This is a genomic window from Flavimaricola marinus (genome assembly GCF_900184895.1).
Lineage (GTDB): Bacteria > Pseudomonadota > Alphaproteobacteria > Rhodobacterales > Rhodobacteraceae > Flavimaricola > Flavimaricola marinus.
The window spans coordinates 26,202-50,795 of the sequence record NZ_FXZK01000011.1 but is presented as its reverse complement, the minus strand read 5'-3'; the positions used below and the strand labels follow the sequence as shown (position 1 = coordinate 50,795).

25 protein-coding genes and 1 tRNA gene are annotated in these 24,594 nt (G+C 63.9%); 12 read left to right on the top strand and 14 right to left on the bottom strand.

From position 1 onward, the window contains the following. Positions 1–60 precede the first annotated feature (60 nt). The 7 genes from LOM8899_RS18875 (at position 61) to LOM8899_RS18845 (ending at position 6,362) form a co-directional block, all read left to right on the top strand. Complete coding sequence (locus tag LOM8899_RS18875; RefSeq protein WP_093993812.1) at positions 61–1,440, top strand: aminotransferase; 1,380 nt, start codon at positions 61–63, stop codon at positions 1,438–1,440. Beyond that, positions 1,440–2,417, top strand: a complete 978-nt coding sequence (speB, locus tag LOM8899_RS18870) for an agmatinase (RefSeq protein WP_093993811.1) — start codon at positions 1,440–1,442, stop codon at positions 2,415–2,417. Before LOM8899_RS18875 ends, speB begins: the two co-directional genes overlap by 1 nt. Then, positions 2,414–2,875: a DUF1499 domain-containing protein gene (locus tag LOM8899_RS18865; protein ID WP_093993810.1), complete on the top strand. Its 462-nt coding sequence runs from the start codon at positions 2,414–2,416 to the stop codon at positions 2,873–2,875. The genes speB and LOM8899_RS18865 overlap by 4 nt, the downstream gene beginning before the upstream one ends. Before the next feature lie 46 nt (positions 2,876–2,921). Continuing rightward, positions 2,922–3,977 (top strand): peptide chain release factor 1, encoded by a 1,056-nt coding sequence (gene prfA, locus LOM8899_RS18860; RefSeq protein WP_093993884.1) that lies wholly within the window; start codon positions 2,922–2,924, stop codon positions 3,975–3,977. Next, a complete protein-coding gene (gene prmC, locus LOM8899_RS18855; RefSeq protein ID WP_093993809.1) occupies positions 3,974–4,822 on the top strand; it encodes a peptide chain release factor N(5)-glutamine methyltransferase in 849 nt (282 codons plus the stop codon). Before prfA ends, prmC begins: the two co-directional genes overlap by 4 nt. A 230-nt stretch (positions 4,823–5,052) precedes the next feature. Continuing rightward, the gene (locus LOM8899_RS18850; RefSeq protein WP_093993808.1) at positions 5,053–5,760 is read left to right on the top strand and encodes a DUF4167 domain-containing protein; all 708 of its coding nucleotides are present in this window, start codon (positions 5,053–5,055) and stop codon (positions 5,758–5,760) included. Continuing rightward, entirely contained in the window at positions 5,757–6,362 is a 606-nt protein-coding gene (locus LOM8899_RS18845) for a P-loop NTPase family protein (protein WP_133065070.1), read from the top strand. The genes LOM8899_RS18850 and LOM8899_RS18845 overlap by 4 nt, the downstream gene beginning before the upstream one ends. On the opposite strand, the gene rsmA is transcribed toward LOM8899_RS18845, so the two are convergent. From rsmA to lptF, 6 genes are all read right to left on the bottom strand, one after another. Then, a complete protein-coding gene (gene rsmA / locus LOM8899_RS18840) occupies positions 6,315–7,160 on the bottom strand; it encodes a 16S rRNA (adenine(1518)-N(6)/adenine(1519)-N(6))-dimethyltransferase RsmA (RefSeq protein WP_093993806.1) in 846 nt (281 codons plus the stop codon). The genes LOM8899_RS18845 and rsmA overlap by 48 nt on opposite strands. Before the next feature lie 22 nt (positions 7,161–7,182). Then, positions 7,183–8,163 (bottom strand): 4-hydroxythreonine-4-phosphate dehydrogenase PdxA, encoded by a 981-nt coding sequence (gene pdxA, locus LOM8899_RS18835; RefSeq protein WP_093993805.1) that lies wholly within the window; start codon positions 8,161–8,163, stop codon positions 7,183–7,185. Beyond that, a complete protein-coding gene (locus tag LOM8899_RS18830; RefSeq protein ID WP_093993804.1) occupies positions 8,163–9,383 on the bottom strand; it encodes a peptidylprolyl isomerase in 1,221 nt (406 codons plus the stop codon). Before LOM8899_RS18830 ends, pdxA begins: the two co-directional genes overlap by 1 nt. A gap of 66 nt (positions 9,384–9,449) precedes the next feature. Next, positions 9,450–11,555, bottom strand: coding sequence for an LPS-assembly protein LptD (locus LOM8899_RS18825; RefSeq protein ID WP_093993803.1), 2,106 nt, complete (start codon positions 11,553–11,555; stop codon positions 9,450–9,452). Beyond that, positions 11,555–12,649 carry an LPS export ABC transporter permease LptG gene (lptG, locus tag LOM8899_RS18820; RefSeq protein ID WP_093993802.1) on the bottom strand — a complete coding sequence of 365 codons (1,095 nt, stop codon included), beginning with the start codon at positions 12,647–12,649 and terminating at the stop codon, positions 11,555–11,557. The genes LOM8899_RS18825 and lptG overlap by 1 nt, the downstream gene beginning before the upstream one ends. Then, positions 12,646–13,773: an LPS export ABC transporter permease LptF gene (gene lptF / locus LOM8899_RS18815; protein ID WP_093993801.1), complete on the bottom strand. Its 1,128-nt coding sequence runs from the start codon at positions 13,771–13,773 to the stop codon at positions 12,646–12,648. The genes lptG and lptF overlap by 4 nt, the downstream gene beginning before the upstream one ends. Before the next feature lie 135 nt (positions 13,774–13,908). Between lptF and LOM8899_RS18810 the strand changes: the two genes are divergently transcribed. From LOM8899_RS18810 to LOM8899_RS18800, 3 genes are read left to right on the top strand one after another with little or no spacing between them, the layout of a single operon-like run. Then, a complete protein-coding gene (locus LOM8899_RS18810; RefSeq protein WP_093993800.1) occupies positions 13,909–14,313 on the top strand; it encodes a VOC family protein in 405 nt (134 codons plus the stop codon). Further along, the gene (locus LOM8899_RS18805; RefSeq protein ID WP_093993799.1) at positions 14,313–14,777 is read left to right on the top strand and encodes a DNA polymerase III subunit chi; all 465 of its coding nucleotides are present in this window, start codon (positions 14,313–14,315) and stop codon (positions 14,775–14,777) included. The genes LOM8899_RS18810 and LOM8899_RS18805 overlap by 1 nt, the downstream gene beginning before the upstream one ends. After that, positions 14,774–15,250, top strand: coding sequence for a GFA family protein (locus tag LOM8899_RS18800; RefSeq protein ID WP_093993883.1), 477 nt, complete (start codon positions 14,774–14,776; stop codon positions 15,248–15,250). The genes LOM8899_RS18805 and LOM8899_RS18800 overlap by 4 nt, the downstream gene beginning before the upstream one ends. Here LOM8899_RS18800 and LOM8899_RS18795 read toward each other — a convergent pair. Genes LOM8899_RS18795 through LOM8899_RS18785 form a run of 3 tightly spaced genes read right to left on the bottom strand, consistent with a single transcriptional unit; the run spans position 15,240 to position 18,364 of the window. Beyond that, on the bottom strand, positions 15,240–15,818 hold the full coding sequence (locus tag LOM8899_RS18795; RefSeq protein WP_093993798.1) for a retropepsin-like aspartic protease family protein: 579 nt from the start codon (positions 15,816–15,818) through the stop codon (positions 15,240–15,242). The genes LOM8899_RS18800 and LOM8899_RS18795 overlap by 11 nt on opposite strands. 16 nt (positions 15,819–15,834) lie before the next feature. After that, entirely contained in the window at positions 15,835–16,461 is a 627-nt protein-coding gene (locus LOM8899_RS18790; RefSeq protein ID WP_093993882.1) for a MarC family protein, read from the bottom strand. A 52-nt stretch (positions 16,462–16,513) separates the two neighbouring features. Then, positions 16,514–18,364 (bottom strand): ABC-F family ATP-binding cassette domain-containing protein, encoded by a 1,851-nt coding sequence (locus LOM8899_RS18785; RefSeq protein WP_093993797.1) that lies wholly within the window; start codon positions 18,362–18,364, stop codon positions 16,514–16,516. 138 nt (positions 18,365–18,502) lie between these two features. On the opposite strand from LOM8899_RS18785, the gene ndk reads away from it, so the two are divergent. After that, on the top strand, positions 18,503–18,925 hold the full coding sequence (ndk, locus tag LOM8899_RS18780; protein ID WP_093993796.1) for a nucleoside-diphosphate kinase: 423 nt from the start codon (positions 18,503–18,505) through the stop codon (positions 18,923–18,925). A gap of 199 nt (positions 18,926–19,124) precedes the next feature. On the opposite strand, the gene LOM8899_RS18775 is transcribed toward ndk, so the two are convergent. Together LOM8899_RS18775 and LOM8899_RS18770 are read right to left on the bottom strand one after the other, a co-directional pair. Next, positions 19,125–19,598 (bottom strand): lytic transglycosylase domain-containing protein, encoded by a 474-nt coding sequence (locus LOM8899_RS18775; protein WP_093993795.1) that lies wholly within the window; start codon positions 19,596–19,598, stop codon positions 19,125–19,127. Beyond that, the gene (locus LOM8899_RS18770) at positions 19,595–19,939 is read right to left on the bottom strand and encodes a TfoX/Sxy family protein (RefSeq protein WP_093993794.1); all 345 of its coding nucleotides are present in this window, start codon (positions 19,937–19,939) and stop codon (positions 19,595–19,597) included. Before LOM8899_RS18770 ends, LOM8899_RS18775 begins: the two co-directional genes overlap by 4 nt. A gap of 436 nt (positions 19,940–20,375) precedes the next feature. On the opposite strand from LOM8899_RS18770, the gene LOM8899_RS18760 reads away from it, so the two are divergent. Beyond that, positions 20,376–21,218, top strand: coding sequence for a fumarylacetoacetate hydrolase family protein (locus tag LOM8899_RS18760; protein WP_093993792.1), 843 nt, complete (start codon positions 20,376–20,378; stop codon positions 21,216–21,218). 19 nt (positions 21,219–21,237) lie between these two features. Here the strand turns inward: LOM8899_RS18760 and LOM8899_RS18755 are convergent, their stop codons facing one another. From LOM8899_RS18755 to LOM8899_RS18745, 3 genes are all read right to left on the bottom strand, one after another. Next, complete coding sequence (locus LOM8899_RS18755; protein ID WP_093993791.1) at positions 21,238–22,239, bottom strand: fatty acid desaturase; 1,002 nt, start codon at positions 22,237–22,239, stop codon at positions 21,238–21,240. A 120-nt stretch (positions 22,240–22,359) separates the two neighbouring features. After that, a tRNA-Gly gene (locus LOM8899_RS18750) sits at positions 22,360–22,433 on the bottom strand. Between the two features lie 90 nt (positions 22,434–22,523). Beyond that, positions 22,524–24,563, bottom strand: a complete 2,040-nt coding sequence (locus LOM8899_RS18745) for an ASKHA domain-containing protein (protein ID WP_093993790.1) — start codon at positions 24,561–24,563, stop codon at positions 22,524–22,526. Between the last annotated feature and the right edge of the window lie 31 nt (positions 24,564–24,594).

Here is a 24,594-nt window from a genome sequence, read left to right as displayed (position 1 = left end):
CGCAGCGATGACGGGGCAGGAGGGCTTGACCCTTTTCGGGCCGGCTGGTTCTGTCGCGCCATGACACAGGATCTCAGCCCGCTGGCCGCGATGGATCAGGCCCACGCCCTTCATCCCTGGACGCATTTCGACAGCTTCGAGACCGAAGGTGCCGTCGTGCTGACCCGCGGCGAAGGCGTTTGGCTGTGGGATGACGCGGGCCGCAAATACCTCGACGCGGTGGGCGGTCTCTGGTGCACCAATATCGGGCTGGGCCGGGCCGATATGGCGCAAGCCATCGCCGATCAGGCGCTGAAGCTCGCCTTTACCTCGACCTTTGTCGATATCACCAACGCCCCCGCGGCCCGGCTGGCGGGAAAGCTGGCAGAGCTGGCTCCGGGCGATCTCAACCGGGTGCATTTCACTACCGGCGGATCGACCGCCATCGACAGCGCCTACCGTCTGGCGCAATACGTTCAGGCGGCGAGGGGCTTTTCCGGGCGCACCCATGTGATCGCCCGCAAACAAAGCTATCACGGCTCGACCTATGCGGCGATGTCGATCGGCCTGCGCGACGGCGACCGGGTGCCGGAATTTACCTACAAGTCCGACACCATCCACCATGTCAGCGCCCCGATCCTCTATCGCCGGGCCGAAGGGCAGACCGAGGCGCAGCTCACCGACGCGCTCGTTGCCGAGTTCGAGGCCAAGATCGCCGAGGTCGGGGCCGAGAAGATCGCCGCCTTCTTTGCAGAACCGATACAGGCGTCGGGTGGCGTTCTCGTCCCGCCACAGGACTATCTCGCCCGCATGGCTGCCGTCTGTCGCAAGCATGGCATTCTGGTCATTGCCGACGAGGTCGTCACCGGCTTTGGCCGCCTCGGCGCTTGGTTTGCCTCGCAGGATGTCTACGGCTTCACTCCCGACATGATCTGCTGCGCCAAGGGGCTCAGCAGCGGCTACCAACCCATTGGTGCAGTTATCTTTTCCGACGCCCTGTGGGACGACATGCGCGGCGACAAGTGGTTCACCTCTGGCTATACCTACTCGGGCCATCCCGTGGCCTGCGCTGCAGCGCTGAAAAATATCGAGATCATCGAGAACGAAGACATTCTCGCCCGCGCCACCCGCGCCGGTGCGCTTTTCCAAGAGGGGCTGCGCAGCCTGTCGGACTTGCCCATCGTCGGAGACGTGCGCGGGCATACCCTGATCGGCTGTGTCGAGAACGTGGCCGACAAGGCTACCAAGCGGGCCTTTCCCGACGAGGTCGATATCGGGCGGCGCGTCACCCATGCGGCCGAAGCGCGGGGCTTGATGGTGCGGCCGCTCGGGGCGCTCAACGTCATGTCGCCCGCGCTCATCATATCGGACAGTGAAATCACCCAGATCGTCGAAACCTTGGGCGCGGCCATCACCGCCGCCACCGACGATCTGGTGCGCGAAGGGATCAAGGTGGGCTAATGGCACTCGAAGACGCGAAAACGCAGGTCGATCAGGCTTTTACCCGCGATGACCTCAAGGGGCTGTCGTTCGAGAATGCTTTCGGCGGGGCGACGTCGCTGTTCCGGCGGCGCTATTCCAAGGACCTGACCGGTGCGCAATTGGCGATCACCGGCGTGCCCTTTGATCAGGCCGTCACGCACCGGACCGGCACCCGCTTCGGCCCCCGCGCGATCCGCGAGGCCAGCACGCTTCAGCCGTATGATCCGCCCTACGGCTGGAACGGGTTCGACCCGCTCAGTGATTTCGCGATCCTCGACTACGGCGATCTGGCCTTCGATTACGCGAACACGCAGGCCTTTCCCGGCACGCTTCAGACCCACATCGCAGGCATCCTTGCCGCCGGTCCGGGCACTGTGACGCTCGGCGGTGATCACTACATTACCCTCCCGATTCTAAAGGCTTACGCGGCAAAGTTCGGGCCGATGAGCGTGATCCAGTTCGATGCCCATTCCGACCTATGGGCCGATGACGACATGGACCGGATCGACCACGGCACGATGATGTACAAGGCGGTCAAGCTCGGGCTGGTCGATCCCGGCCGCTCGGTGCAGATCGGCATCCGGACCGAATGCGACGACTACCTCGGTATGGAATATATCGACGCCCGGACGGTGCACGAAAAGGGCAGTGCCTGGGTGACGGCGCGGGCCAAGGAAATCGTCGGGCAGAATGCAACCTACGTGACATTCGACATCGACGCGCTCGATCCGGCCTTTGCGCCCGGCACCGGCACCCCGGTCTGGGGCGGGCTGGCGTCTTGGCAGGCGGCGGCAATCCTGCGCGATCTGGCGGGGATCAACATGGTCGGCGGCGATATCGTCGAGGTCTCGCCGCCCTACGACACCACCGGTGCGACCGCCATCGCGGGGGCGCATGTGGCGATGGAGCTGATCTGTCTCTACTGCTGGGCGTTGCGGGAAAAGGAGGCGAAATGAAAGTGTTGGCCTTCGTTCTTCTCGCGGTCGTTGCGGCCACCGCCGGGCTCATGCTCTGGATACGGTTCAGCCCGATCGACGCGGGTAAATGGCATGTCGACATCGCCCGCGCGGATTACGCGCCGCCGCCCAATGCCGCGGCGTTCTGTCGGACAGCCGAGGCGCGGGTTTCCTTCGGGGCAGGCGATCTGGCGGCCCTCGACGCCATCGCCGTGGCCAGCCCGCGCACAGAGCGGCTCGCCGGATCGGTGGCCGAGGGGCATATCACGTGGGTCACGCGCTCGGCGCTCATGGGCTATCCCGATTTCACCACGGCGCAGGTCAAGGGGGACCGGCTCTGCGTGGTCGCCCGGCAAGGGATGGGTACAGAGGATTTCGGGGTCAATGCGGCCCGTCTCGGCGGGTGGCTTCAGCAACTCGGCGGCCTGAACGAAGCGCCGGACCTGCGGTGGGAATGATCCAGCCCATCTTGACCGCGCGGCGTGGATGGGAAACATCAGCGGCATGATAAATGCCCAGACCCTTGCCCAGATCACCCAACGGTTCCAATTCCTCGAGGCCAAGCTCGCCTCTGGCGTCGCGCCGGGCGAGATCGCGGGGCTGACGCGGGAATACTCCGGCCTCCGCCCGGTGGTCGAATCGATTGCCGCTTACGAGGCGCTGTTGGAGGAAATCGAGGGCGCCGAAGCGATGCTCGACGATCCCGAGATGCGGGCGCTGGCCGAGGACGAACTGCCCGGGCTGCGCGAGCGGCGCGAAGCGGCCGAGGCGCATCTGCGCATCGCGCTGCTGCCCAAGGATGCCGCCGACGACAAGCCCGCAATGATCGAAATCCGCCCCGGCACCGGCGGCGACGAAGCCGCGCTCTTTGCGGCGGACCTTCTGCGAATGTATCAACGCTATTCCGAGGCGCAGGGCTGGCAGTTCGAGATCATCGAAGAGCAGGCCACCGAACTGGGCGGGATCAAGGAAGTGATCGCCCGCGTCGCCGGTGACGGGGTCTTTGCCAAGCTGAAATACGAAAGCGGAGTGCACAGGGTGCAGCGGGTGCCGGAAACGGAATCGGGCGGGCGGATCCACACCTCTGCAGCCACCGTCGCCGTGCTGCCCGAGGCAGAGGACGTCGATATCGACATTCCCGCCACCGACATTCGCATCGACACCATGCGCGCCAGCGGGGCGGGCGGCCAGCACGTCAACACCACCGACTCTGCTGTGCGGATCACCCATATCCCGACGGGCATCATGGTCACGTCGAGCCAGAAGTCCCAGCACCGGAACCGCGAACTGGCGATGGAAGTGCTCAAGTCGCGCCTCTACGATCTGGAACGCTCCAAGATCGACGGCGAACGCTCTGCCGACCGCAAGGCGCAGGTCGGCTCCGGGGATCGGTCCGAGCGGATTCGGACCTACAATTTCCCGCAGGGGCGGATGACGGATCACCGGATTAACCTGACCTTGTATCGACTCGATGCAATCATGCAGGGTGATTTGGACGAGGTGATCGAAGCATTGACGGCAGAAGCACAGGCCAACCTCCTGGCCGAGATGGACGGATGACCGAGACCGGCAATAGCTTGCTGATTGCGGCCACGCGGGCGCTGACCGAGGCAGGCGTGCCAGACGCGGCACGCGATGCGCGTCGGCTCCTGTCCTTCGCGGTCGGGGTCGAGGCGGGGCGGCTGACGCTGGTCCTTCCCGAACCGGTGGAGCCGGACGCCCAGGCCAAATTCCGCGACCTGATCGCACGACGGGTCAACCGACAGCCCGTCTCGCAATTGATCGGCAAACGGGCTTTTTACGGGCGGGACTACCTCGTCACCGCCGATGTGCTCGACCCACGGCCCGAGACCGAAATTCTGGTCGAAGCGGCGCTGGCCCAGCCCTTCGGGCATGTGCTCGATCTGGGCACCGGATCGGGATGCATCCTGCTCACGCTCTTGGCCGAGATGGCCGACTCGCGCGGGGTCGGTGTCGACATCTCGCCCGTCGCTGTTCAGGTCGCCCAGACCAACGCCCAAACGCTGGAGCTGAGCCACAGGGCACGGTTCATGGTTTCTGATTGGGCAGCCGAGGTCGAAGGGGTCTTTGACCTCGTCGTTTCCAACCCGCCCTATATCTCGACGCGGGAAATGGCCGAACTCGCACCCGAAGTCCGCGATTGGGAACCGCGGATGGCGCTGACCGACGAATCCGACGGGCTCGCCGCCTATCGGGCGATCTTCGGCAGCATCGGGCCCTATCTGGCCGAATCCGGTCGGGTCGTGGTCGAAATCGGCCCCGATCAGGCGCAGGATGTCAGCCAGATCGCACAGAAACACGGATTCGAAACCCTCGCCGTCATCCGCGATCTCGACGGTCGGGATCGCGTAATTGTTGCGCAATGGATCGAAATACCGTTCTAAACCGGGCAAAATCGCCGATCCGCCATAAGGACACAGTTTTTTCTTGCTCTTGTTTGCGTAGCATGGTTATTCAAAGTCATTCAGCAGGAAGAGGGCCGCGGCTCTCCCTGTAGGATACGCAGCCAGATCACCGCAGGGCTTCCTCAGATCAGAACGCGCAGCTTGCGCGTATCAGGCCGGGCGCAACGCAATCCAGGTCACTTCCTTTTCAAGCTGGACAGAAAAATTCCATGAGATCATCCAAGTCACGGTCGCGGGGCAACAAAAACCGCAACAATCGTCCCTCGGGCGGCAACATCATCAACCGGGTGTTCGACAGTTCCGGTCCAGATGGCAAAGTGCGCGGGACGCCCCAGCAGATCATCGAGAAATACAACCAGCTGCACCGGGATTCGCAGTTGTCCAACGACCGCGTGAACGCGGAGAACTTCTCTCAGCACGCCGAACACTACACGCGGATGCTGGCCGAAGCGCAGCGCGAAATCGACCGCCAGCGTGAGGAACAAGAGGTCCAGAACCGCGAACGCCAGGCCGAGCGGGATCGGCAGGCCGAACGGGATCGCGAACGCCAGCAACGGCTGCGCGCTCAGGAAGAGGCCAATTCCAATCCCAACGCCGGCGACAGTTCGGACAAGCCGCAAGAGGCCGCCTCGGACGATCAGCCCAAGGCACAGCCGCAAGAGCGCCGCCAGCCACGCCGCCGCCAGCCGCGCGACGAGCCGAAGGCCGCCGCCGATCCCGGCTCCAGCGACCAGCCGGACGTCAGCCTCGACATCCGCGATGTCGGCTTTCTTCAGCCCGACGACGGGGCCAGCACATTGGTGGAGACGCCAGAGGAAAAGCAGGAGGCCGCCCCCGCAAAACGGACGCCGCGCCCCCGCAAACCTCGCGCCCCAAAGGCCACCCCCAGCGATCCGCCCAACGAGGCCGCTGAATGATCTCACGGCCCTCTGATCTCAGAGGGCCGTTTGTTTTTCAGGGGGGCACGGTCAGCTTGCAGACCACCGCCCGGATCATCGTCACAGGGGCCAACGGCGCCGGCAAAAGCTGGCTCGCCACGCGCCTCGGCCAGCAGCTCGATCAACCGGTGATCCACAAGGACGCGCTCGCGCTTCGGCAGGGGTGGCGCCAACGGCCCAAAGCCGAAGTGCAGTCGGCGCTTGCTGCCCAGATCGCGCAACCGCAATGGGTGCTCGACACCGGACCTACAGGGCTGACCGCACAGACCCTGTCACACGCCACGCTGGTCATCTGGCTCGATCCGCCGCCGTGGACCCGGTTCCGCCGCGTGCTGTCGCGCAGCCTGCGCTACATCGGGCGCACGCGGCCCGAGCATCCGCCGGGCAATCGCGATTGGCCGGGGCTTCGGCAATGGCGCTTCCTCATCGGCACAGTCCGCAACGCAGGCGCTTTCGAGGCGGCCATCTCACAGGCGCTCGGCGGCACCGATACACCGGTTCTCAGGCTCACAGACAGGCACGCCGCTCAAGCATTACTGGGCAGCCTGCAAACTCCGGGCGAGGGCGCAGAACGCCTCTAGCGTCACCCGCTCCGCCCGTTCGGTCGGGGCAATGCCAGCGGCACGCAAATGGTCCTCGATATCGGGGCTCAGCCCGCGCAGGCCGGATCGCAGCATCTTGCGGCGCTGATTGAACGCCGCCGCCACGACCCGGCTCAAGACCTCCGGGTCGGCCGGAAAACGAGGCGCGGGCAGGGCGGTCAGATGCACTACGGCCGACGACACCTTGGGCGGCGGTGAAAACACCTCCGGCCCCAGATCCATAACGATACGCGGCTCGGCCCGCCATTGGGCCAGCAGGGCAAGGCGGCCATATGCCTTGCCACCGGGCTGTGCTACGATACGCTCGGCGACCTCACGCTGAAACATCAGCGTCAGGCTCTGCCAGAACGGCGGCCACTCCTTGGGGGTCAACCAGCGGACCAGCAGTTCCGTCCCGATGTTATAGGGCAGGTTCGCCGCCACCCGGATCGGCGGGGTCAGATGCGCCAGCACATCCACCTCCAAGGCATCCCCCTCGATCACCTCGAGGCGGCCCGGATAGCGCTCCGCAATCTGCGCCAGCGCCGGCAGGCAGCGGGCGTCTTTCTCCACGGCCAGAACCTTGCGGGCGCCCTCGGCGAGCAATCCACGGGTCAGACCGCCGGGGCCGGGGCCCACCTCCAAAACGTCACAGTCGCTCAGATCGCCGGCCAGCCGGGCAATCCGGGCGGTCAGGTTCAAATCCAACAGAAAGTTCTGACCCAAAGCCTTCTTGGCCCGCAGATCATGCGCCTTGATCACCTCGCGCAGAGGGGGAAGGTCGTCGATGCCGCTCATGTCTTCATCTTGGCAAATAAACTCACGATCCCGCCCTCGCCGCTACCATGCCGCTGGCCATGTCGAGTGCTGCCATCATCGACGTCGGATCGGCGATGCCTTGGCCTGCGATGTCAAAGGCGGTGCCGTGATCCGGCGAGGTGCGGATAAACGGCAGGCCCAGAGTCACGTTCACGCCGCCTGCAAAGTCGACCGTCTTGATCGGGATCAGCGCCTGATCGTGGTACATGCAGATAGCGGCGTCATAGCGCGCGCGCGCGGCAGGATGAAACATCGTATCGGCCGACATCGGGCCAAAGATGGTCATGCCCTCCGCGGCAAAGCGTTCGACCAGGGGGGCAATCAGATCGCGGTCCTCGTGGCCCATCTTGCCGTCTTCGCCCGCGTGGGGGTTCAGGCCCGCCACCGCGATACGTGGGTCGCTCAGGCCGAAATCGCGGCGCAGCGCGGCATGGGTAATCGTTATGGTCTCCGAGAGCAGTTGCTCGGTCAGGGCGGTTGGCACCGCACTCAGCGGGATATGGATCGTCGCAGGCACCACGCGAAGCACGGTGCTGGCCAGCATCATCACCACCGGCACGTCACCGGCCAATGCGGCCAAAAACTCGGTGTGGCCGGGATAGGCGAAATCGGCGCCGTCGATCAGCGCCGCCTTGTGGATCGGAGCAGTGCATAGGGCCGAACAGGCGCCCGATTGCACCAGCGCCACGGCCTCCGCGATCGCGGCGACCACGCCCGGAGCATGTGCCGGATTGGGATGGCCGGGGCGCAGCGGCGGGCCAAAGTCACGGGCCAGCACCGGCAAGGCGCGGGTACAGACCGCAGCCGCCTCGGCTGGGTCGGTGATGGCCTCAAAGGACGTGCCCTCGGGCAAGTGGCGCGGATCGCCAATCCACAGCATCGGCATATCGCGGCCCAAGGCCGCCCACGCCTTGGCGGCAACCTCAGGGCCGACGCCCGCCGGTTCCCCGCAACTGATCGCAATCGGGGCGGTGGGGGGCATCACTGGCCGGTGATCGTGGCGGCAGCGCGCAGATCGGCCAGCACTCCGTCAGCATAGCCCGCAAGGCGCGAACTGATGAGCTGCGAACGGACCTGTTCGCGGTCCACCTCGGCATTGCCGGCGGCTGTCCGGCCGCACATCATCAGAAACACCAGCGTCTGGCCGTTTGACCGGGTCAGCGCCGTGCTGACCTCGCCGGGATCGAGCTTGGCAAGCTCCAGTGCCACGTCCTGCGGGATCTGCTCGGGCGGCAGGCTGTCGCGCTCCAGCTGCTCCGGCGGCAGGCCACGGGCCACGCCGTATAGATCGTCGCAGGTGTCCACGCGGGCACGCACTCTGGCTGCCTCGGCCAGCCCGGCCTCGGATTGACCGCCGGCGATGTAGAAGGCGGCATAGTCGATCGCGGCCGGCGGCTCTGGCGCACGCGGCACTTCGCGGACGGCACGCATCTGGAACAGGGCCACCCCGTTGGGGATCTGGATTGGCGGGGTCACTTCGCCCGGAGACAGGCTCAGAAGCAGCGGGCGGAACTGCGGCGGATAGTTGCTGATCGGCAGCCAATCGAGGCGTCCGCCATTCACCTTCGAGGGCAGGGCAGAGACGCGGCGGGCCTCGGCCTCGAAGGCCGAAGTCGAGGTCAGACGCGAGATGCGCTCGGCCGTGGCCAGGGCAGAGGCGGCCTGTGGCGGCGGGGCGGGAATGATGATCTCGCTCAGCAAGACCTCGATCCCGTCGGACCCGGTGGTCGACTGACCGAGAGCCGCGTCCACGTCGGCATCGGTCACCTCGACACGGCTGCTGAACCGGGCGCGGATATAGTCACGCCATGCAATGCCCATGATGACGTAATCGCGCAGGGTCTCTTCGTCGACGCCGTTCTGGGCGAGAATGGTCAGGAACTGGTCCAGCTCCAGATTGGCGCGGGCGGCGAATTCGGTCATCGCACGCAGGGTGCCTTCGTCGTTCAGCTGCAGTCCGGCGGCGTTCAGGGCTTGGGCCTTGAGGCGCTCTTCGATCAGCTGTTCACGGGCCAGCGCCGGCAGATCGCCGGGAGTGCGGAACACGCTCAACAGCTTGGTGCGCTGGTCGATTTCATAGCCGGTGATGGCGGCATCGTTGACGGTGATCACCGGGGAAAACAGGCCCTGGGCCACGGTCCCTTGCGGGGCGGTCAGGCCCAACGCGATCAGCGGGGCTAGGATCAGATGTCTCAGGCGCATGGTTGCCTCGTTTCCTGTGTCTCCGGGGGCAGGTCCTGCCAGCCTCCGCGCTGCGTCTTGGTGCCTCTAGTCACGGCATTGTCCGGTTGGCCCGGCGGTGGATCGTCCTGTCGAGAACCCGATCAGGTTGATCGTCAGATTATAGGTCGTCGTCGGATCTTCGTCTGTGGACGAGGAATAACGGCGCTCTGCCGAAAGGTCCACTGTCACGCATTCGTTCTGCCATCCGACGCCAAGTCCGGCGCGGGCCAATTGGTCGGCGCCCACGTCATAGCGGGCATCCGCACTCACGGCCCAGTTGGGGCTCAGTTGGGCGGTCGCGTCAAAGCGCCATTCCGAGGCCGGGGTCTCGCGGTCGCGGCTGGGATCGGCAGGAAGCCACAGATAGGCGGCGGCCAGTCCGATGCGATCGTTTTCCCAGTCGATCCGGGTCTCGGTCTTGTTAAAGGACCAATGGTCGTCAAACAGGGTGCGCAGATCGATGCCAAAGCCGCCGCGGGTCTCCAGCCCGGCGGTCAGCAGCCAATCCGAGGTGGCCGAGGACTGGCCGGAGGCCAGCGAATAGGCCGGTTGGGTTTCGCTTTGATAGACCCGGCCAAAGGACAGCGACGCCACCTCGCCGCCGGGCCCGGTCCGGGTCCAGGCGACCCCGGCGCTGACGCGGGTGCCGACCTCGCGGGCGTCTTGGCCCGGAGTGCGGGTGAGGGCGTAGAGGTTGCCTTCGTCCAACTCGGCCAGAAGCGCGTCTTCGTTGGGCGGCAGCACGCCGATGCTGTCGGAATAGCCAAGGCTGACCACCGGCTCGATCACCTGGGTGACACCGCCGGAGGAGGGACGCACGAACGGCCAGCGCAGCGTGATCGCCGCGGCTGGTCCGACGCGCCAACCGCTCTCGGCGGCGGGATCGTCCGCGACGGCGTAATAGTCCAATCGCAAATCCGCATCGACCGTGGCGACGATGCCGATCGGGGCGATCCACTGGTTGTGATAGGCGGCCATCAGGCCGAGGCGGGACAGATCGCGGGCGTTGTCGGGATCAAGCTCGTAGTCGCGATTGAGCGCATCGCCGGACACGCCCCACGTCACCACGCCGCCGATTACATCGGGAACGATCCGGCGCTCATAGCCAAAGCTCAGCACCAATGGGGGCAGCGAACTGTCGACCTCTCCGTCGCGCAGCGAGGCGTAGTAATTGCCCTCGGCCACGAACAATTCGTCATCGTCGACGCGCACCACGCGCAGGCCCGACGCCAACCGATCCGCTTCGGAGTAGCTGTAATCCGACAGATAGTCCGGGTCCGACACGGCCTCGGTGCTGAAGGTCAGTTTGAAATCGCGGCCCAGATCAAAGCGGCCATTGCCTTCGATATAGCTGCGCCAAGTATCGGGCAGCAGATCGTCGCGGCTGACCGCGGCGTTGATCTCGATATCACCGGCCAGATAGGCTTGGCGAAAGCGCGCCTCCAACGTGTTGGTCGCGCCCGAATAGTATGGGGTCAACGTCAGGTCGGCCCTGTCGCCCAGCCGGATGAAATAGGGGATCTTGATGCCGACCCCGAGATCATTGGTCGTGGGGATGCTCGGCGTCAGAAAACCGGTCGCCCGGTCCAGGGTCGGGTCGGGCAGGCGCATCCGGGGCAGCCAAAAGATCGGAACCCCGCGCACGTGCAGACTCGCGTCCTCGAAATAGAGCTGGCGGGCCTCGGTGTCATGGATCACCGTCTCGGCCCGGATCTCCCACAAGGGCGCGCGGGTGCCGCAGACCTGGCAAGAGGTCGCCACGGTGCGGGTCAGGGCGCTATAGCGTCCATCCTCGACGCGGCTGATCTGGTTGGCAGCCAACTGCAACTGCTGGTTCAGCACCAAGCGGGCCCCGCGCAGCAACCCGTTCTCGAACCGGGGGTCCAGCTCGGCACGGTCTGCCAGCAGGATATCGCCATTCTCCTCGCGCAGGAAAATTGGGCCTTCGATGATCAGCCGGTCGGTGGGGCGATCATAGATGATGCGGCTCGCCGACAATGTGGCACCGGCGTAGAACGCCTGCACATTGCCGGTGGCGATCAATTGCGTCTCGCCCACCACGGTGACGCTGTCGGCAACGAGCGAGGCGGTAATCTGCGCCTTCGCCGTCAAGGGCCAACACAGGATGACAAGAACCCAAAGCGCCCGCATCAGCCGTCTTCCAGATGCAAGAGCAGGGCCAGCGACAGGCTGATCGCGGCCAAAGGCGGCGCCCATGCGGCCAGAATTGCGGGGATCTCGCCGTTCTCGCCGAGGATCTTGGCAAAGTTGCGCAGGAAATACGCGGCAAAGCTCAGCAGGATCGCCGCAAGCACCATCACCCCGGTCTTGCCGCCGCGCTGATGGCGCAGGGTAAACCCGGCTCCGATCAGCACCATCGCCACCAGAAAGACCGGCATCGCCAGTTCCATCTGCAAAAAGACCTGATGCCTGCGGGCCGAGAAGCCGGCGTCCTGCAGGCGCTCGATAAACTGCGGCAGCTCCCAGATCGAAATCGAGGACGGCGTGCCAAAGCTGTCGCGGATCTGGTCGGCGGTCAGGGTCGAGCTGATCTGCAACGTAGGATGCAGCACCGCCTCGGCCTCTGGATTGCGGGTGCCGACCAACGGCCAGACCTTGGCGTCAGTCAGGATCCAAGCCCCGCCCGACAGGGTCGCGGACGCCGCCTCGATGCGGCGCTCCGGTCGGCCATCGGGGCCAAAGGTCAGGAACGTCACGCCGTCCAGTTCGGTGCCGTCCAGATTGGCGCGGGTGGCACGAATGACCGTCTGTTCGGTGTCGCTGCCCTGTCGCAACCACAGGCCATCTGCGGCCAGCGACAGCACCGATGCGCGGCCCTGCATCCCGTCGAGCTTGGCCTCGTAGGCCTTGGTCGTCGAGGCGACGATCGGGTTGAGCAGCGCCACCGCCAGTATCCCCAGCCCCAGCGCCACGCCCACCGGGGCGACGAGGGCCCGGATCGCGGACCGGCCCGCCGCACGGGTCACCACCATCTCGGACGACCTAGCAAGGCCAAGGAACAGCGAGAGGGTCGAGATGATCATGATCAGCGGCAGGATCTCGTAGATGCCCTGCGGAACATTCAGCAAGGTCAGGCCCAAAAGCTGGGCAAAGCCTGTGGACTCGTCGCCATAGCGGCGGGACTGCTCGATCAGATCAATGAACAGCAGCAGCATGAAGAACACCGCGAACACACCAAGGATGGTCAGCACGAAACGGCGGGCGAAATAGCGGTGCAGGATCACGGCGACACCTCTGGGATGCGGCGGCGAAACACGGCCGGGTTCATCGACCAGCTGAGCAAACCGGTGGTCAGTAGCAGGCCGCAGAAGCTGGGCAGATAGACAAGCGCCCAAAGGCTCGGATCGGCGCGGACGGCATTTGTCGTGACGCTCTCGATCATCTTGATCAGCACTAACAGAAAGATGGCCGACACCATCTGCCGCCAGACGCCAAAGCGGCTGAACCCGCCGACCAGCAGGGTGGCAAAGCCGATGAGTGGTGCGATCAGGCCGAGCAGGGATTCCGCGATGCGGCTATGGCCCTCGGCATAAAGCTCCGGCTCGGTCTTCTCGGTTTCCGTGGCCAGCGCCGGTGTCGGGCGCAGAAGGTCATGGGTCATCACCTCGCGGGAGGAACGCCTGCTGGTATCGGGCAGCTGGATCATCGCGCCCACGTCATAGACCAGATCGGCAAAGGCGGTCGTGATCAGACGGTCGCTGTCGGCGCGCAGGGTCTGGGCCATGCCGTCGATCATCACGAGCTGCGGGCCCTTTTCGGTGCGGACGACATAGGCGCTGCTGGCGGTATAGGTCACGCTTTCGGCGCTGGCGCGGGTGTCCGACAGGAATATGTCGCGCAATTCGCCCTCGGGGGTGATCTCGCGGATATACAGGGTCACGCCGTTGACGGGCGACAGGAACTGACCCTCGCGCAGCAGGCGGGCGGTGGCATTCTGGGCAATCTCGGTCTGGCGACGGTTCAGCTCGGTGACAGAGGCGGGCACCAGATAATGCACGAGGATCGACATCAAAAGGGCCACGATCACCCCAAAGACAAGCATCGGGCGGGCCAGACGAAACGGCGAAAACCCGGTGGCCTGCACCACGATCAGCTCGCTTTCCGCGATCATCCGGTTGGCGACATAGAGCGCGGCCGCAAAGGCAGACAAGGGCAGCACGATGCGAATGAGGCCGGGCAGGGTCAGGGCCGAAAAGGTCAGAAAGACCCCGATCGACTGGCCATCCGCGATCAGTTGATCGAACAGCACGACCGCACGGTTGACCCAATACATCAGGATCAGGATCAGCGAGAAAAAGCCGAACAGCACCATCAGTTGCGACAAGAGATATCGGTCAAATCGCGCCAATCTGAAGTGCCTTTCCGCCGGGCCTTTGGTTTTGCCCAGACGCTACCGCAAACCGGCGGCGGATTGAACTGCTATCTGGTCATTGAGCGAGACAACGCTATGCTTGGGCGACCTCTCTCTTTCAGGAGTTCCACCATGCTGCTCGCCGCCACAAGATATCGCGATACCGAAGCCGCACTCGGATTTCTCAAGGACGTAATCGGGATGGAGGAACTGGCCGTTCACCGCGACGACGACGGGGCCATCCGGCACGCCGAATTGCGGCTCGGAGACGGGCTGTTCATGTTCGGGCCAGACAGCCGCGACTCGGCGTTTTCGGCCTTCATGATCTCTCCGCAAGAGACCGGCGGGCGCGAGACCACGACGCAATATGCCATCGTCGACGACGTGGCGGGGCATCACGACCGCGCCGTCGCGGCCGGGGCCGAAATCATCATGCCGCTCAAGCAGGAAAACTACGGCGGAGAGACCTATTCGCTGCGCTGCCCGGAAGGGCACATCTGGACAATCGGCAGCTATGATCCGCGGGTGGTGTCCTGATGGGGCAGACCTACTTCTACCATCTCACCGAAAGCCCGCTGAGCCAGACCCTGCCGATGCTGATCGGCAAGGCGCGCGGGGCCGGATGGCGGGTCATCGTGCGCGGGCCGTCGGCGGATTTGCTGGACGATCTGGACAAATCGCTCTGGCTGGGGGCGCAGGACAGCTTCCTGCCGCATGGTCGGGCAGGCGGGGCGCATGACGCCCTGCAACCGGTGCTGCTATGTGCCCCGGGAGAGGCGGCCGACGAAGAAGCGGAATGCCTGATGATCGTCGGCGGGGCCGATGTCGCACCAGACGAGGTCGCCAAACGCGAGCGGGTCTGCATCCTGTTCGACGGCTTTGACGGGGCGGCGCTCGAGCATGCACGCGGTCAGTGGAAGACACTGACCAAAGCGGGAGCCGTCGCGCAATATTGGGCGCAGGAGGACGGACGATGGACCAAGAAGGCCGAGTCGGGATGACAGGGCTCTCAGGCGGCTGCCAATGCGGCGCGGTGCGATTTCGGGCGGTGCCCTCGCGGGGCAAGGCCCACATTTGTCACTGCCGGATGTGTCAGAAGGCGGTTGGCAATCTCTTTGCATCGTTGGTCGATGCAGATGCGTCAGAGGTGATTTGGACGCGGGGCACGCCCGCCACCTTCAACAGCTCCGCCGAAGTGACGCGCGGGTTCTGCAGCGCCTGCGGCACGCCGCTGTTCTATGGCTATCCGGGCGGCTACGGGCTTTGTCTCGGGGCGTTTGACGATCCTGCCGCGATCCCGCTGATCCACGAATCCGGCATGGAGGGACGGTTGCCGCAGGTGGACCAGATCGGGCATATCCCGAACATCGGAACCACCGAAGAAGACATGGCCGACGAAGCGCCCGCCATTGCGGCCAGCAACCGCCAGCACCCGGACCACGACACCGACCACTGGCCGCCGGTCAGCGGCTAAGGACCAGACGACCGTTCTCGATCTCGATCCGTTCAAAGCGGCTGAGATAGGTCATTCCCAGAAGCGACCCGTCCATGTCCCCGTCATTGACGACCGCGCGGACGGAACGGTCGGCCAGATCGCCAAGGCTCAGACTATCGAGGCGGACAGGGGCGGTGCGGACCACGCCGTTGGCGGTCTGTGCGGTGCCGAGATAGGTCAGGGCCGTGGTGTCGATCCCCGCTCTGGCGGCATCCTGACGGCTCAGCACGATCTGGCTGGCGCCGGTGTCGACCACGAAGTCGACAGGCGTGCCGTTGACTGCGAGGGTCAGATGATAGTGGCCATCGCGGCCCACAGGAACCTCGATCCGTCCGTCCGACAGCACGCCCTGTCGGGGGATCACATCGCGGGAGATGTCGTTCCACATGCCCGCAGCCGCGATCGCCCCCACAAAGATCAAGCCCCAGACGGCGGCCTGCTGGGCCACCTTGCCCATGCTTTCGCGGTTCTGCGCAAAGAACCAGCCGGCCACAGCCAGTCCAAGCAGCACGAGATAGGCGAGTTGTCCGAAATCATTTCCATCCATGGACAGGATATAGGTCTCAGGAGGCGAAACCAAAAGAGAGCAGACCATCGAGAATGAATTGAACGGCCAAAGCGGCGAGCAGCATGCCCAGAACCCGGGTCACGATATTGATCCCGGTCTTGCCCAGCATCCGCTCAAAGAAGCTGGACGCGAGGAAGGCGATCAGGACGGTGACGAGCACCAGCGCCATGACCACCGTGATCGCCACGAAGTCCGCAGGTCCCTGAGCCTGTCCCGCCAATAGAATGATGGTGGTGATGGCGCCCGGTCCGACAATCAGCGGCAGGGCCAGCGGGAACACCGATGGATCGTGATCGGGATCGACGCCCTCTTCGGCGCTGTGTTCACGGCGCGACTGGCGGCGCTCGAACAACATGTCGAGCGCGGTCAGGAACAACAATACCCCGCCCGCAATCCGGAACGCGGGCATCGAGATACCGATGAAGCCAAGCAGCGCCTCGCCCAAAAACAGAAACGCCAGCATCAGCGCGGCGGCGACCAGACAGGCCCGGTAGGCGATGGCCCGGCGCTGTGCAGCACCCAGACCCTGGGTCAGCGCGATGAACAGGGGCACGAGACCCGGCGGGTCGATGATGATGAAAAGCGTGGTAAAGGCCGTGATGAGGACGGGGATCTCGGTCATCGTCGGGCTCGTGGCGAGACCTGGCATCCCGTATTTGTGGCCAAAAGAAACATCAGGCCGCTTCCGCCTTCTCGAGCTTCTCCAGTGCACCGATCCACATCGCTTCGGCGCGGTCGAGGCCCTCCATGACTTCGGCGTATTTCTTGTTCCACGTTTCCAACTCGCCTTTGCGACCGTCCTCGTAGAGTGCCGGATCCGCGAGCTTCTTGGCAAGCTTGTCGCGCATCTCGTTGATCTTCTTGACGCGCTCCTCGCATTTGCGGGCCTCGGAACGGAGCGCCATGATGTCTTCGCGGCTCGGCTTGGCGACCTTTGGCGCGGGCTTTGGCTTGTCTGCGGGCTTTTCGACGGCGAGCAGCATCCGGCGATACGCCTGAAGGTCGTCCTCGTAGGGGTTCACCCGGCCATCCTTGACCAGCCAGAGCCGGTCCGCGACCATGCTGAGCAGGTGCATGTCGTGGCTGACGAGGATCACCGCGCCGGTATAGGCGGTCAGCGCCTCGACGAGGGCCTCGCGGCTTTCGATGTCGAGGTGGTTGGTCGGCTCGTCGAGGATCAAGAGATGCGGCGCGTCGATCGTGGCGAGCAGCAGCGACAGTCGAGCCTTTTGACCGCCCGAGAGGCGGCCCACCTCGGTCTCAGCCTGAGCGGCCATCAGGCCAAAGCCCGCGAGGCGCGCGCGCAGCTTCGCCTGACCCTCCTCGGCACGAATGCGCAGAAGGTGCTGCAACGGCGTCTCTTCGACCCGCAACTCGTCCACCTGATGCTGGGCAAAGAACCCGATGCGCAGCTTGTTCGACGACACCATTTTGCCGCGGGCGACTTCAAGTCTGCCTGACAACATCTTGGAAAGCGTCGATTTTCCCTCGCCGTTGCGGCCGAGCAGGGCGATCCGGTCGTCCTGATCGATGCGCAAGTTCAGATCGTGCAGCACGATCAGATTGCCATAGCCCACGGCGGCCGCCTCGGTGGCGATGATCGGCGGCGAAAGCTCCTCGGGCTTGGGGAAGGTGAACACCGTCCGGGCGGCATCCTCGGGGACCCGGATCGTCTCCATCTTTTCGAGCATCTTGACCCGGGACTGGGCCTGCTTGGCCTTCGAGGCCTTGGCCTTGAAGCGATCCACAAAGGCCTGCAAATGCGCCCGCTTGGCGTCCTGCTTTTTCGCCGCCGAGGCCATCAGCATCCGCTTTTCGGCGCGCTGGCGGGCAAAGCTATCATAGGGACCGGTGTAATAGGTCAGCTTCTTGTCTTCGAGATGCAGGATCCCGCCCACCGACCGGTTGAGCAGCTCGCGGTCGTGGGACACGATCAGCACCGTGTGGGGGTATTTGACGAGGTAGGCCTCAAGCCACAGCGCCCCCTCAAGGTCGAGATAGTTGGTCGGCTCATCCAGCAGCAAGAGGTCCGGCTCGGAAAACAGCACCGCCGCCAAGGCGACGCGCATCCGCCAGCCGCCGGAAAAGGCAGAGCAGGGCATCCGCTGCTCTTCATCGGTGAAGCCAAGGCCCTTGAGGATCGAGGCGGCGCGGGCCTCGGCGGACCATGCGTCGATGTCGGCAAGGCGGGTCTGGATATCGGCGATGCGGGCGGGGTCGGTCGCGGTCTCGGCCTCGGCCAGCAGGGCGTGACGCTCCTTGTCGGCCATGAGCACGGTGTCGATCAGCGAGACCTCGTTGCCGGGCACCTCCTGGCTGACGCCGCCGATCTTCCAGCCGCGCGGGATCTCGATATTGCCGGTATCGAGGATCAACTCGCCCCGGATCATCTTGAACAGAGTGGTCTTGCCGGTGCCGTTGCGGCCCACAAGACCGACCTTGTGGCCGGTGGGAATAACGGCGGTCGCGTTCTCGATCAGAGAACGGCCATCGATCGAATAGGAAAGGTCTGTGATACGGAGCATGCCAGCCCTTTGCACCAGCCCGGCGGGGGCGTCAATGCGGGGCGGCGGATTACTGTCTTTTCACGGCTGTTGGGCCGTGATAGGGCAGCCGCGATCCATTTCCGGGGCCAAAACCCCCATCACCACAAGAGGCACATCATGGCTATCGAACGCACACTCTCCATCATCAAACCCGACGCCACCAAGCGCAACCTGACCGGCAAGATCAACGCCAAGTTCGAAGACGCCGGCCTGCGCATCGTCGCGCAAAAGCGGATCCAGCTGACCGTCGATCAGGCCGGCCAGTTCTACGCCGTGCACAAAGAGCGCCCCTTCTTCGGTGAGCTGACCGAATTCATGGCCTCCGGCCCGGTCGTCGTGCAGGTCCTCGAAGGCGAAGGCGCCGTTCTGAAAAACCGTGAAGTCATGGGCGCCACCAACCCCGCCGACGCGGCTCCGGGCACCGTCCGCGCCGAATTCGCGGAATCGGTCGGCGAGAACTCGGTCCACGGCTCCGACGCCCCCGAGACCGCAGCCGAAGAGATCGCCTTCTTCTTCTCCGGGCTCGAACTGGTCGGCTAAACCGCCCCTTCATCTTGGTAAAAAAACTCAGGCCCGCCCGAACGCATCGGTGCGGGCCTGTTTATGTTTAGCGCCCCTCCGCACGGGCGGTTTACATTCGGTCCGCGACGGATTCACCGAAAACGACACCGACCAGATACCGACGCCACACCGACGCCAGACCGCAGCGGATTTATAGGGGTCCGGGGCGCGTTAATACTTAGCAGCGCAACTCGCGGTCGCGCAGGCCAGTCTCCACCAGAAGGCAGCGATCCCGCGCCTCGTAATAGTAGCCCCGCGCATACCACATCACCGCCTCGTCCAGATCGCCGTCCGCCACGATATACGCACCGCGCAGATAGCGCCCGGCATAGAGCAGGTTGGTCTCCGCATCCAAAAGCGACGAAGGCGGACCCTGATGACCCATCTGGGCGGCGGTCTCCGGCAGGATCTGCATCAACCCATAGTAGGGTCCGTTGCGTGCCGAAGCGCGATAGTCGCTCTCGCGCTGGATGACCTTGTGCAGCAGGGCCGAAGGGATCTGATGAAATGCGGCGTACTCATTGATAAGGCTGCGCATTTCCGGTGTTTCGCCGGGGTAAAGCTGCGAGGGATCAATGGTGTTTTCCGCTTCGTCGGAGCCACCGCAGGCTGCCAGAAGCAGGCAAAGCGCGGTTGTGAGCAGTATTCTCATATCGTCGTCTCTCTCGAACCAAGGGCCACAACGCCGATCTGATCCAGAATCCGTTCGATCTCGGACTTGTTCGTGTCGAAGTGGGCGGATTTCAACGCATCGAACCGTTTGCGCAAGGCGGCCTTCTCGGCGCCTTTGCAGTCGTTCCACGGGCGGCCCTGAAGGCCCATGACGATGACGTAATATCCAATGAAATGGGGGCGCGCGCCGTTTTCCAGAAGCCGCGCATAGGCGGCGTCCGCCCCCAGTTCGCGCAACTGTTCGGCGGTGGTTATCCCGGCCGCCTTGAACAGGGCCTCGGTGGCCGGGCCAAGGTTTGGAATCGTACTGATCGCTGCCATGCGCCGATCATATCAGCAGCGCTGACAAAGATAAGTCTCGCCGTTCCGCCTCGGCAATCCGACGCTCAGATGCTGGCCAGATCCCGGAACAGTATCGGGCTGCTCGGCTTTTCTTTCTTTGGGGGCGGGGCAGGTTTCGTGGGCGCCTGGCCCTCGGCTGTTTTCTTGGTCATGGGTGCCATCTTACTCGTTCCTCTAACGGCTCTGAACAGAGCCGGCGTCCCCATGCGCCGACTTGCGACAATGGTCAAGAGTGTCATAAAACAATGGCGCTGCGGTGGCTGAAACACGGCAGGAATGTGGCAAACATTTGCCGATCCTGAATCCGGCGCCAGAGGGCAGAGACCTGTTTCGCTCCGCATCAATCCGGCTATAAGTGCGGCAAGGTAAGGTGACCGTTTCGCCTTTTGCATTCTAGGGAAGAGGACATAACACGATGAAATTGCTTCGACATGGCGCCCGTGGCGCAGAAAAGCCGGGTATGCTGGCCGCAGATGGATCGATCCGCGACCTGACCGGGATCGTGCCAGATATCGCCGGCGCGACGCTATCCGATGCCGGTCTCGCAGAGTTGGTCAAGGTGGATCCGATGTCCTTGCCGGTCGTACCGGAGGGCACCCGCCTCGGGGCCTGCGTCGCAGGAATGTCGAAGTTCATCTGTATCGGCCTCAACTACGCGGATCATGCCGCCGAGAGCGGGATGGACGTGCCGCCGGAGCCCGTGATCTTCATGAAGGCGAATTCCGCGATCTGCGGGCCCAACGATCCCATCGTGATCCCGCGCAATTCGGTCAAGACCGACTGGGAGGTCGAGCTGGCCGTCGTCATCGGCAGCCATGCCAAATACGTCTCCGAGGCCGATGCGATGAATCACGTCGCGGGGTATGCACTGACCAACGACGTCTCCGAACGGGAATTCCAGATCGAGCGGGCCGGCACCTGGACGAAGGGGAAATCCTGCGACAATTTCGGCCAGATCGGACCTTGGCTCGTCACCAAGGACGAAGTCGCCGATCCGCAGAACCTTTCCATGTGGTGCGACGTGAATGGCAAGCGGATGCAGGATGGCTCAACGAAAACAATGGTTTATGGCGTTGCTCATCTGGTCAGCTATCTCAGCCAGTTCATGTCGTTGCTGCCCGGTGACGTGATCTCCACAGGCACACCTCCCGGCGTCGGCATGGGAATGAAGCCGCCGACCTATCTCAAGGCCGGGGACGTGGTCACCTTGGGGATCGAGGGATTGGGCGAGCAGCGTCAGGACGTTGTCGCCGACTGATCGAACGCCGGGGGGCGGTTCAGGCCGCCCCCTGTGCATCGCCCCTCGTGGGGGCATGGGCGTGTGCCGGCGGGAAGGCGACGAGCTTTCCCTGCTCTTCGTCCCACAGCTTCAACCGAAAGCTGCGGAGCGCCTCGGGCCAATGAATCAGTGGTAAATCAAAGTGTTCGCGTGCGTCCTTATGGCATTGCTTGAGCCTGTAGGACGGGATGCGCGGATTGTCGTGATGCAGGTCGTGATAGGCGATATTGCATGTCGCCAGATCGAACCACCACCCCAGATCCAGCGCGGACGAGCCCTTTAATACGGCCGTCTTGAGCCGATGCCGCGGTTTGCGGTCCCAGTAGGTATCCTCGAAATTGTGCTGCAGATAGACGAGGAAAACACCGATGCAAGCCGCGATCATGACGGTCGCCGCATAGACCCAGAGCGCGATCACCCCGCCTGCGAGCCACAGAAAAGCGACCCAAGTCGCGAGAGCGAGGTTGTGGGCCATGATGCTCCGCCAACCGACCATCAGCGCATTTTTCGGCCAGCGATAGCGGATCACATATGTGAAAATCCCGCCCACCGGTATCAGAAAGAACGGGTTGCGATAGATCCGGTAATACAAGCGTTCCCAATGAGTTGCGCGCTCCCATTCACGCAAGGTCATCGTGTGGATCTCGCCTGACCGTCGGGCATCGAGATCGCCGACATGGGCATGGTGCTGGTTGTGGTTGTATTGCATGGCCTGAAAGGGCGTGAGGGTGAACGTCGACAGGCCGATGCCGGCCCACTCGTTCCATTCGCGCTTGGACCACAACGAGAGATGCCCGCAATCGTGCTGCAGCACATAGAGCCTGATACCGCTCAGCGCGTTGACGACGATGGGGGGGGCGGCCAGCCACCAGGACACCTTGGCCGCCAGAATCGCCAAGGCCAAGGTAAGGAAATACACCGCAAATGTGCCGAAATAACTCAGCGCCGCGATGCGGTCGTCCTTCTGACAATAACGGCTCGAAAATTCACGCGTATCCATGCGTCCATCCCCAGTGACCGATTAACTATATAATAGGCATGATCCCGCGCCGCTCAAGACGCAGGTCGCGCCTGCAGGTTCGGAGTGGTCGGAAACGGCCGATGTCTTTGGTGGCTGACCTGGAGCGGGTAACGGGAATCGAACCCGTAACTGAAGCTTGGGAAGCTTTCGTGATACCTTTTCACCATACCCGCAACGGTCTGCCCACTTAGGCGCGAGACCAAGCCGAGGTCAAGGGGAGAACGTCGTCGCCGGACGTGCCGGCAAGACCTGCATCGTCTGGCCTAGCGAGGACGTCTTCTACGCCGCCCTCCGTCGGCTCCATCGCCTTGGGTGTTGAAGTTGAGGTCCGGCAATGGCGCGATCGCCCTCAGCTTGGGGAAGGGATCGGTCGCATGTGGCACGGCGTTGGCGTTGACGAAATGCTCTTGGAATTTCGGCTCGATCGCGGTCTCGACCTTGGTGATGTTGCGCACCAGCGTCTCGATCCGGTCACGCGCCGCAACCGAGCAAAGCGCGATGCGCGCGCCGGTCCCGGCGGCATTGCCGGCAGAGGTCACCTTGTCCAGATCGGCATCGGGAATCATCCCCAAGACCATCGCGTGCTTGGGCGAGATGTGCGCACCGAAAGCTCCCGCAAGCACGACCCGGTCGACCGTGTCGACGCCCATTTCGTCCATCAGCAAACGCGCGCCCGCATAGAGCGCCGATTTCGCGAGCTGGATCGCGCGAATGTCGCCTTGGGTGACTGTCACCTTGGGGCCGTTCTCGGCGGTGCCATCGTAGAGAAGATACGAATGCGTTCGCCCTTCGGGCAGCATCCGTTCTGTCCCGGTTTGCTCGGCAGAGCCCATCAAACCCTTGGAATCCAGCAGGCCCGCCATGCGTAATTCCGCCACGGCCTCGATAATGCCGGAGCCGCAGATGCCCGTGACACCGGTCGTCGCGATTGCCTCGTCGAAGCCCGGCTCGTCCGACCAGACCTCTGAGCCAATGACCCGGAAACGCGGCTCCTTGGTGTCGGGGTTGATCTCGACACGCTCAATGGCACCGGGGGCGGCGCGTTGGCCGGAACTGATCTGAGCGCCCTCGAATGCCGGCCCGGTCGGCGACGAGCAGGCCAGCACGCGTGACCGGTCGCCCAACAGAATTTCGGCATTGGTGCCGACATCGACGATCAGCACGAGATCGTCGGACTTGTCGGGTTCTTCCGACAGGGCTACCGCGGCGGCATCTGCGCCCACATGCCCTGCGATACAGGGCAGAATGAACACTCGGGCGGCAGAGTTCATGCCAGAGAGGTTCAACTCGGTCGCATCCAGCGAGATCGAATTCGATGTCGCAAGTGCAAAGGGCGCCTGACCCAATTCGACGGGATCTATCCCCAACAACAGGTGATGCATGACCGGATTACAGACAAAGACCGCTTCGACGATCTGATCAGGCTCGATGCCGGCTTGCCCGGCCAGATCGACGGTGAGCGTATCTATTGCCGTGCGGACGGCATCGGTCATTTCGACATCGCCGCCCGGGTTCATCATGGCGTAGGAAACGCGGCTCATCAGGTCTTCGCCAAAGCGGATTTGCGGGTTCATGATCCCGGCGCTCGCGGCAACGGATCCGTTGCGGAGGTCGGTCAGGTGCGCGGCAATGGTGGTCGATCCAAGGTCGATGGCCAGCCCGTATATGCGGCCCTCGTGGAAACCGGGCCAAATATCGAGCACACGGTGCTGAGCGTCCCGGTGGCCCTTGTGAAGCGCCACCGTAACGGCCCATTTCCCTTTGCGCAGAGCGGGCTGCAGCCGACGCATGACGGGCAGGGGGGCGGTGGTGGGGCCAATGCCCCACTGAGCGGTGAGCGCCTCGCCCAACCGCTCGAAATCGCCTGTCGGTTCGTGCATGTCGGGTTCGGCAACCTGAACGTAGTAAAGCTTCGTTGCCGGATCCATCGTGATGACCCGGTCGCTGGCGGCCTTGCGCACGACCTGACGGTGCACCTGGCTTTCCGCTGGCACGTCGATGACGATGTCGCTCTGAACCGTCGCCTGACACCCGAGGCGGCGCCCTTTGGGCAGGCCGCGGATATTGTCATAGCGTTCCTCGACGCTGTTCCACGCGGACAGGGCATCCGGCTGGACAGTGACCCCGTGCTTGGAAAACTCGCCGTAGGACGGGCTCACCTGACATTTCGAGCAAATCCCGCGTCCGCCGCAGACGCTGTCGAGGTCGACGCCCAGTTGACGGGCGGCGGTCAACACAGGAGTGCCCACGGGAAAATGGCCGCGTTTGCCGGACGGGGTGAAGATCACGAGGGGATCGGTCATACGTTCTGCCCTGATATTGTTTAGGCGGACA

Coding starts and splice junctions, on each gene's coding strand:
- LOM8899_RS18875 (WP_093993812.1), top strand. CDS start 61: ATGACACAGGATCTCAGCCCGCTGGCCGCGATGGATCAGGCCCACGCC.
- speB (WP_093993811.1), top strand. CDS start 1,440: ATGGCACTCGAAGACGCGAAAACGCAGGTCGATCAGGCTTTTACCCGC.
- LOM8899_RS18865 (WP_093993810.1), top strand. CDS start 2,414: ATGAAAGTGTTGGCCTTCGTTCTTCTCGCGGTCGTTGCGGCCACCGCC.
- prfA (WP_093993884.1), top strand. CDS start 2,922: ATGATAAATGCCCAGACCCTTGCCCAGATCACCCAACGGTTCCAATTC.
- prmC (WP_093993809.1), top strand. CDS start 3,974: ATGACCGAGACCGGCAATAGCTTGCTGATTGCGGCCACGCGGGCGCTG.
- LOM8899_RS18850 (WP_093993808.1), top strand. CDS start 5,053: ATGAGATCATCCAAGTCACGGTCGCGGGGCAACAAAAACCGCAACAAT.
- LOM8899_RS18845 (WP_133065070.1), top strand. CDS start 5,757: ATGATCTCACGGCCCTCTGATCTCAGAGGGCCGTTTGTTTTTCAGGGG.
- rsmA (WP_093993806.1), bottom strand. CDS start 7,160: ATGAGCGGCATCGACGACCTTCCCCCTCTGCGCGAGGTGATCAAGGCG.
- pdxA (WP_093993805.1), bottom strand. CDS start 8,163: ATGCCCCCCACCGCCCCGATTGCGATCAGTTGCGGGGAACCGGCGGGC.
- LOM8899_RS18830 (WP_093993804.1), bottom strand. CDS start 9,383: ATGCGCCTGAGACATCTGATCCTAGCCCCGCTGATCGCGTTGGGCCTG.
- LOM8899_RS18825 (WP_093993803.1), bottom strand. CDS start 11,555: ATGCGGGCGCTTTGGGTTCTTGTCATCCTGTGTTGGCCCTTGACGGCG.
- LOM8899_RS18810 (WP_093993800.1), top strand. CDS start 13,909: ATGCTGCTCGCCGCCACAAGATATCGCGATACCGAAGCCGCACTCGGA.
- LOM8899_RS18805 (WP_093993799.1), top strand. CDS start 14,313: ATGGGGCAGACCTACTTCTACCATCTCACCGAAAGCCCGCTGAGCCAG.
- LOM8899_RS18800 (WP_093993883.1), top strand. CDS start 14,774: ATGACAGGGCTCTCAGGCGGCTGCCAATGCGGCGCGGTGCGATTTCGG.
- LOM8899_RS18795 (WP_093993798.1), bottom strand. CDS start 15,818: ATGGATGGAAATGATTTCGGACAACTCGCCTATCTCGTGCTGCTTGGA.
- LOM8899_RS18790 (WP_093993882.1), bottom strand. CDS start 16,461: ATGACCGAGATCCCCGTCCTCATCACGGCCTTTACCACGCTTTTCATC.
- LOM8899_RS18785 (WP_093993797.1), bottom strand. CDS start 18,364: ATGCTCCGTATCACAGACCTTTCCTATTCGATCGATGGCCGTTCTCTG.
- ndk (WP_093993796.1), top strand. CDS start 18,503: ATGGCTATCGAACGCACACTCTCCATCATCAAACCCGACGCCACCAAG.
- LOM8899_RS18775 (WP_093993795.1), bottom strand. CDS start 19,598: ATGAGAATACTGCTCACAACCGCGCTTTGCCTGCTTCTGGCAGCCTGC.
- LOM8899_RS18770 (WP_093993794.1), bottom strand. CDS start 19,939: ATGGCAGCGATCAGTACGATTCCAAACCTTGGCCCGGCCACCGAGGCC.
- LOM8899_RS18760 (WP_093993792.1), top strand. CDS start 20,376: ATGAAATTGCTTCGACATGGCGCCCGTGGCGCAGAAAAGCCGGGTATG.
- LOM8899_RS18755 (WP_093993791.1), bottom strand. CDS start 22,239: ATGGATACGCGTGAATTTTCGAGCCGTTATTGTCAGAAGGACGACCGC.
- LOM8899_RS18745 (WP_093993790.1), bottom strand. CDS start 24,563: ATGACCGATCCCCTCGTGATCTTCACCCCGTCCGGCAAACGCGGCCAT.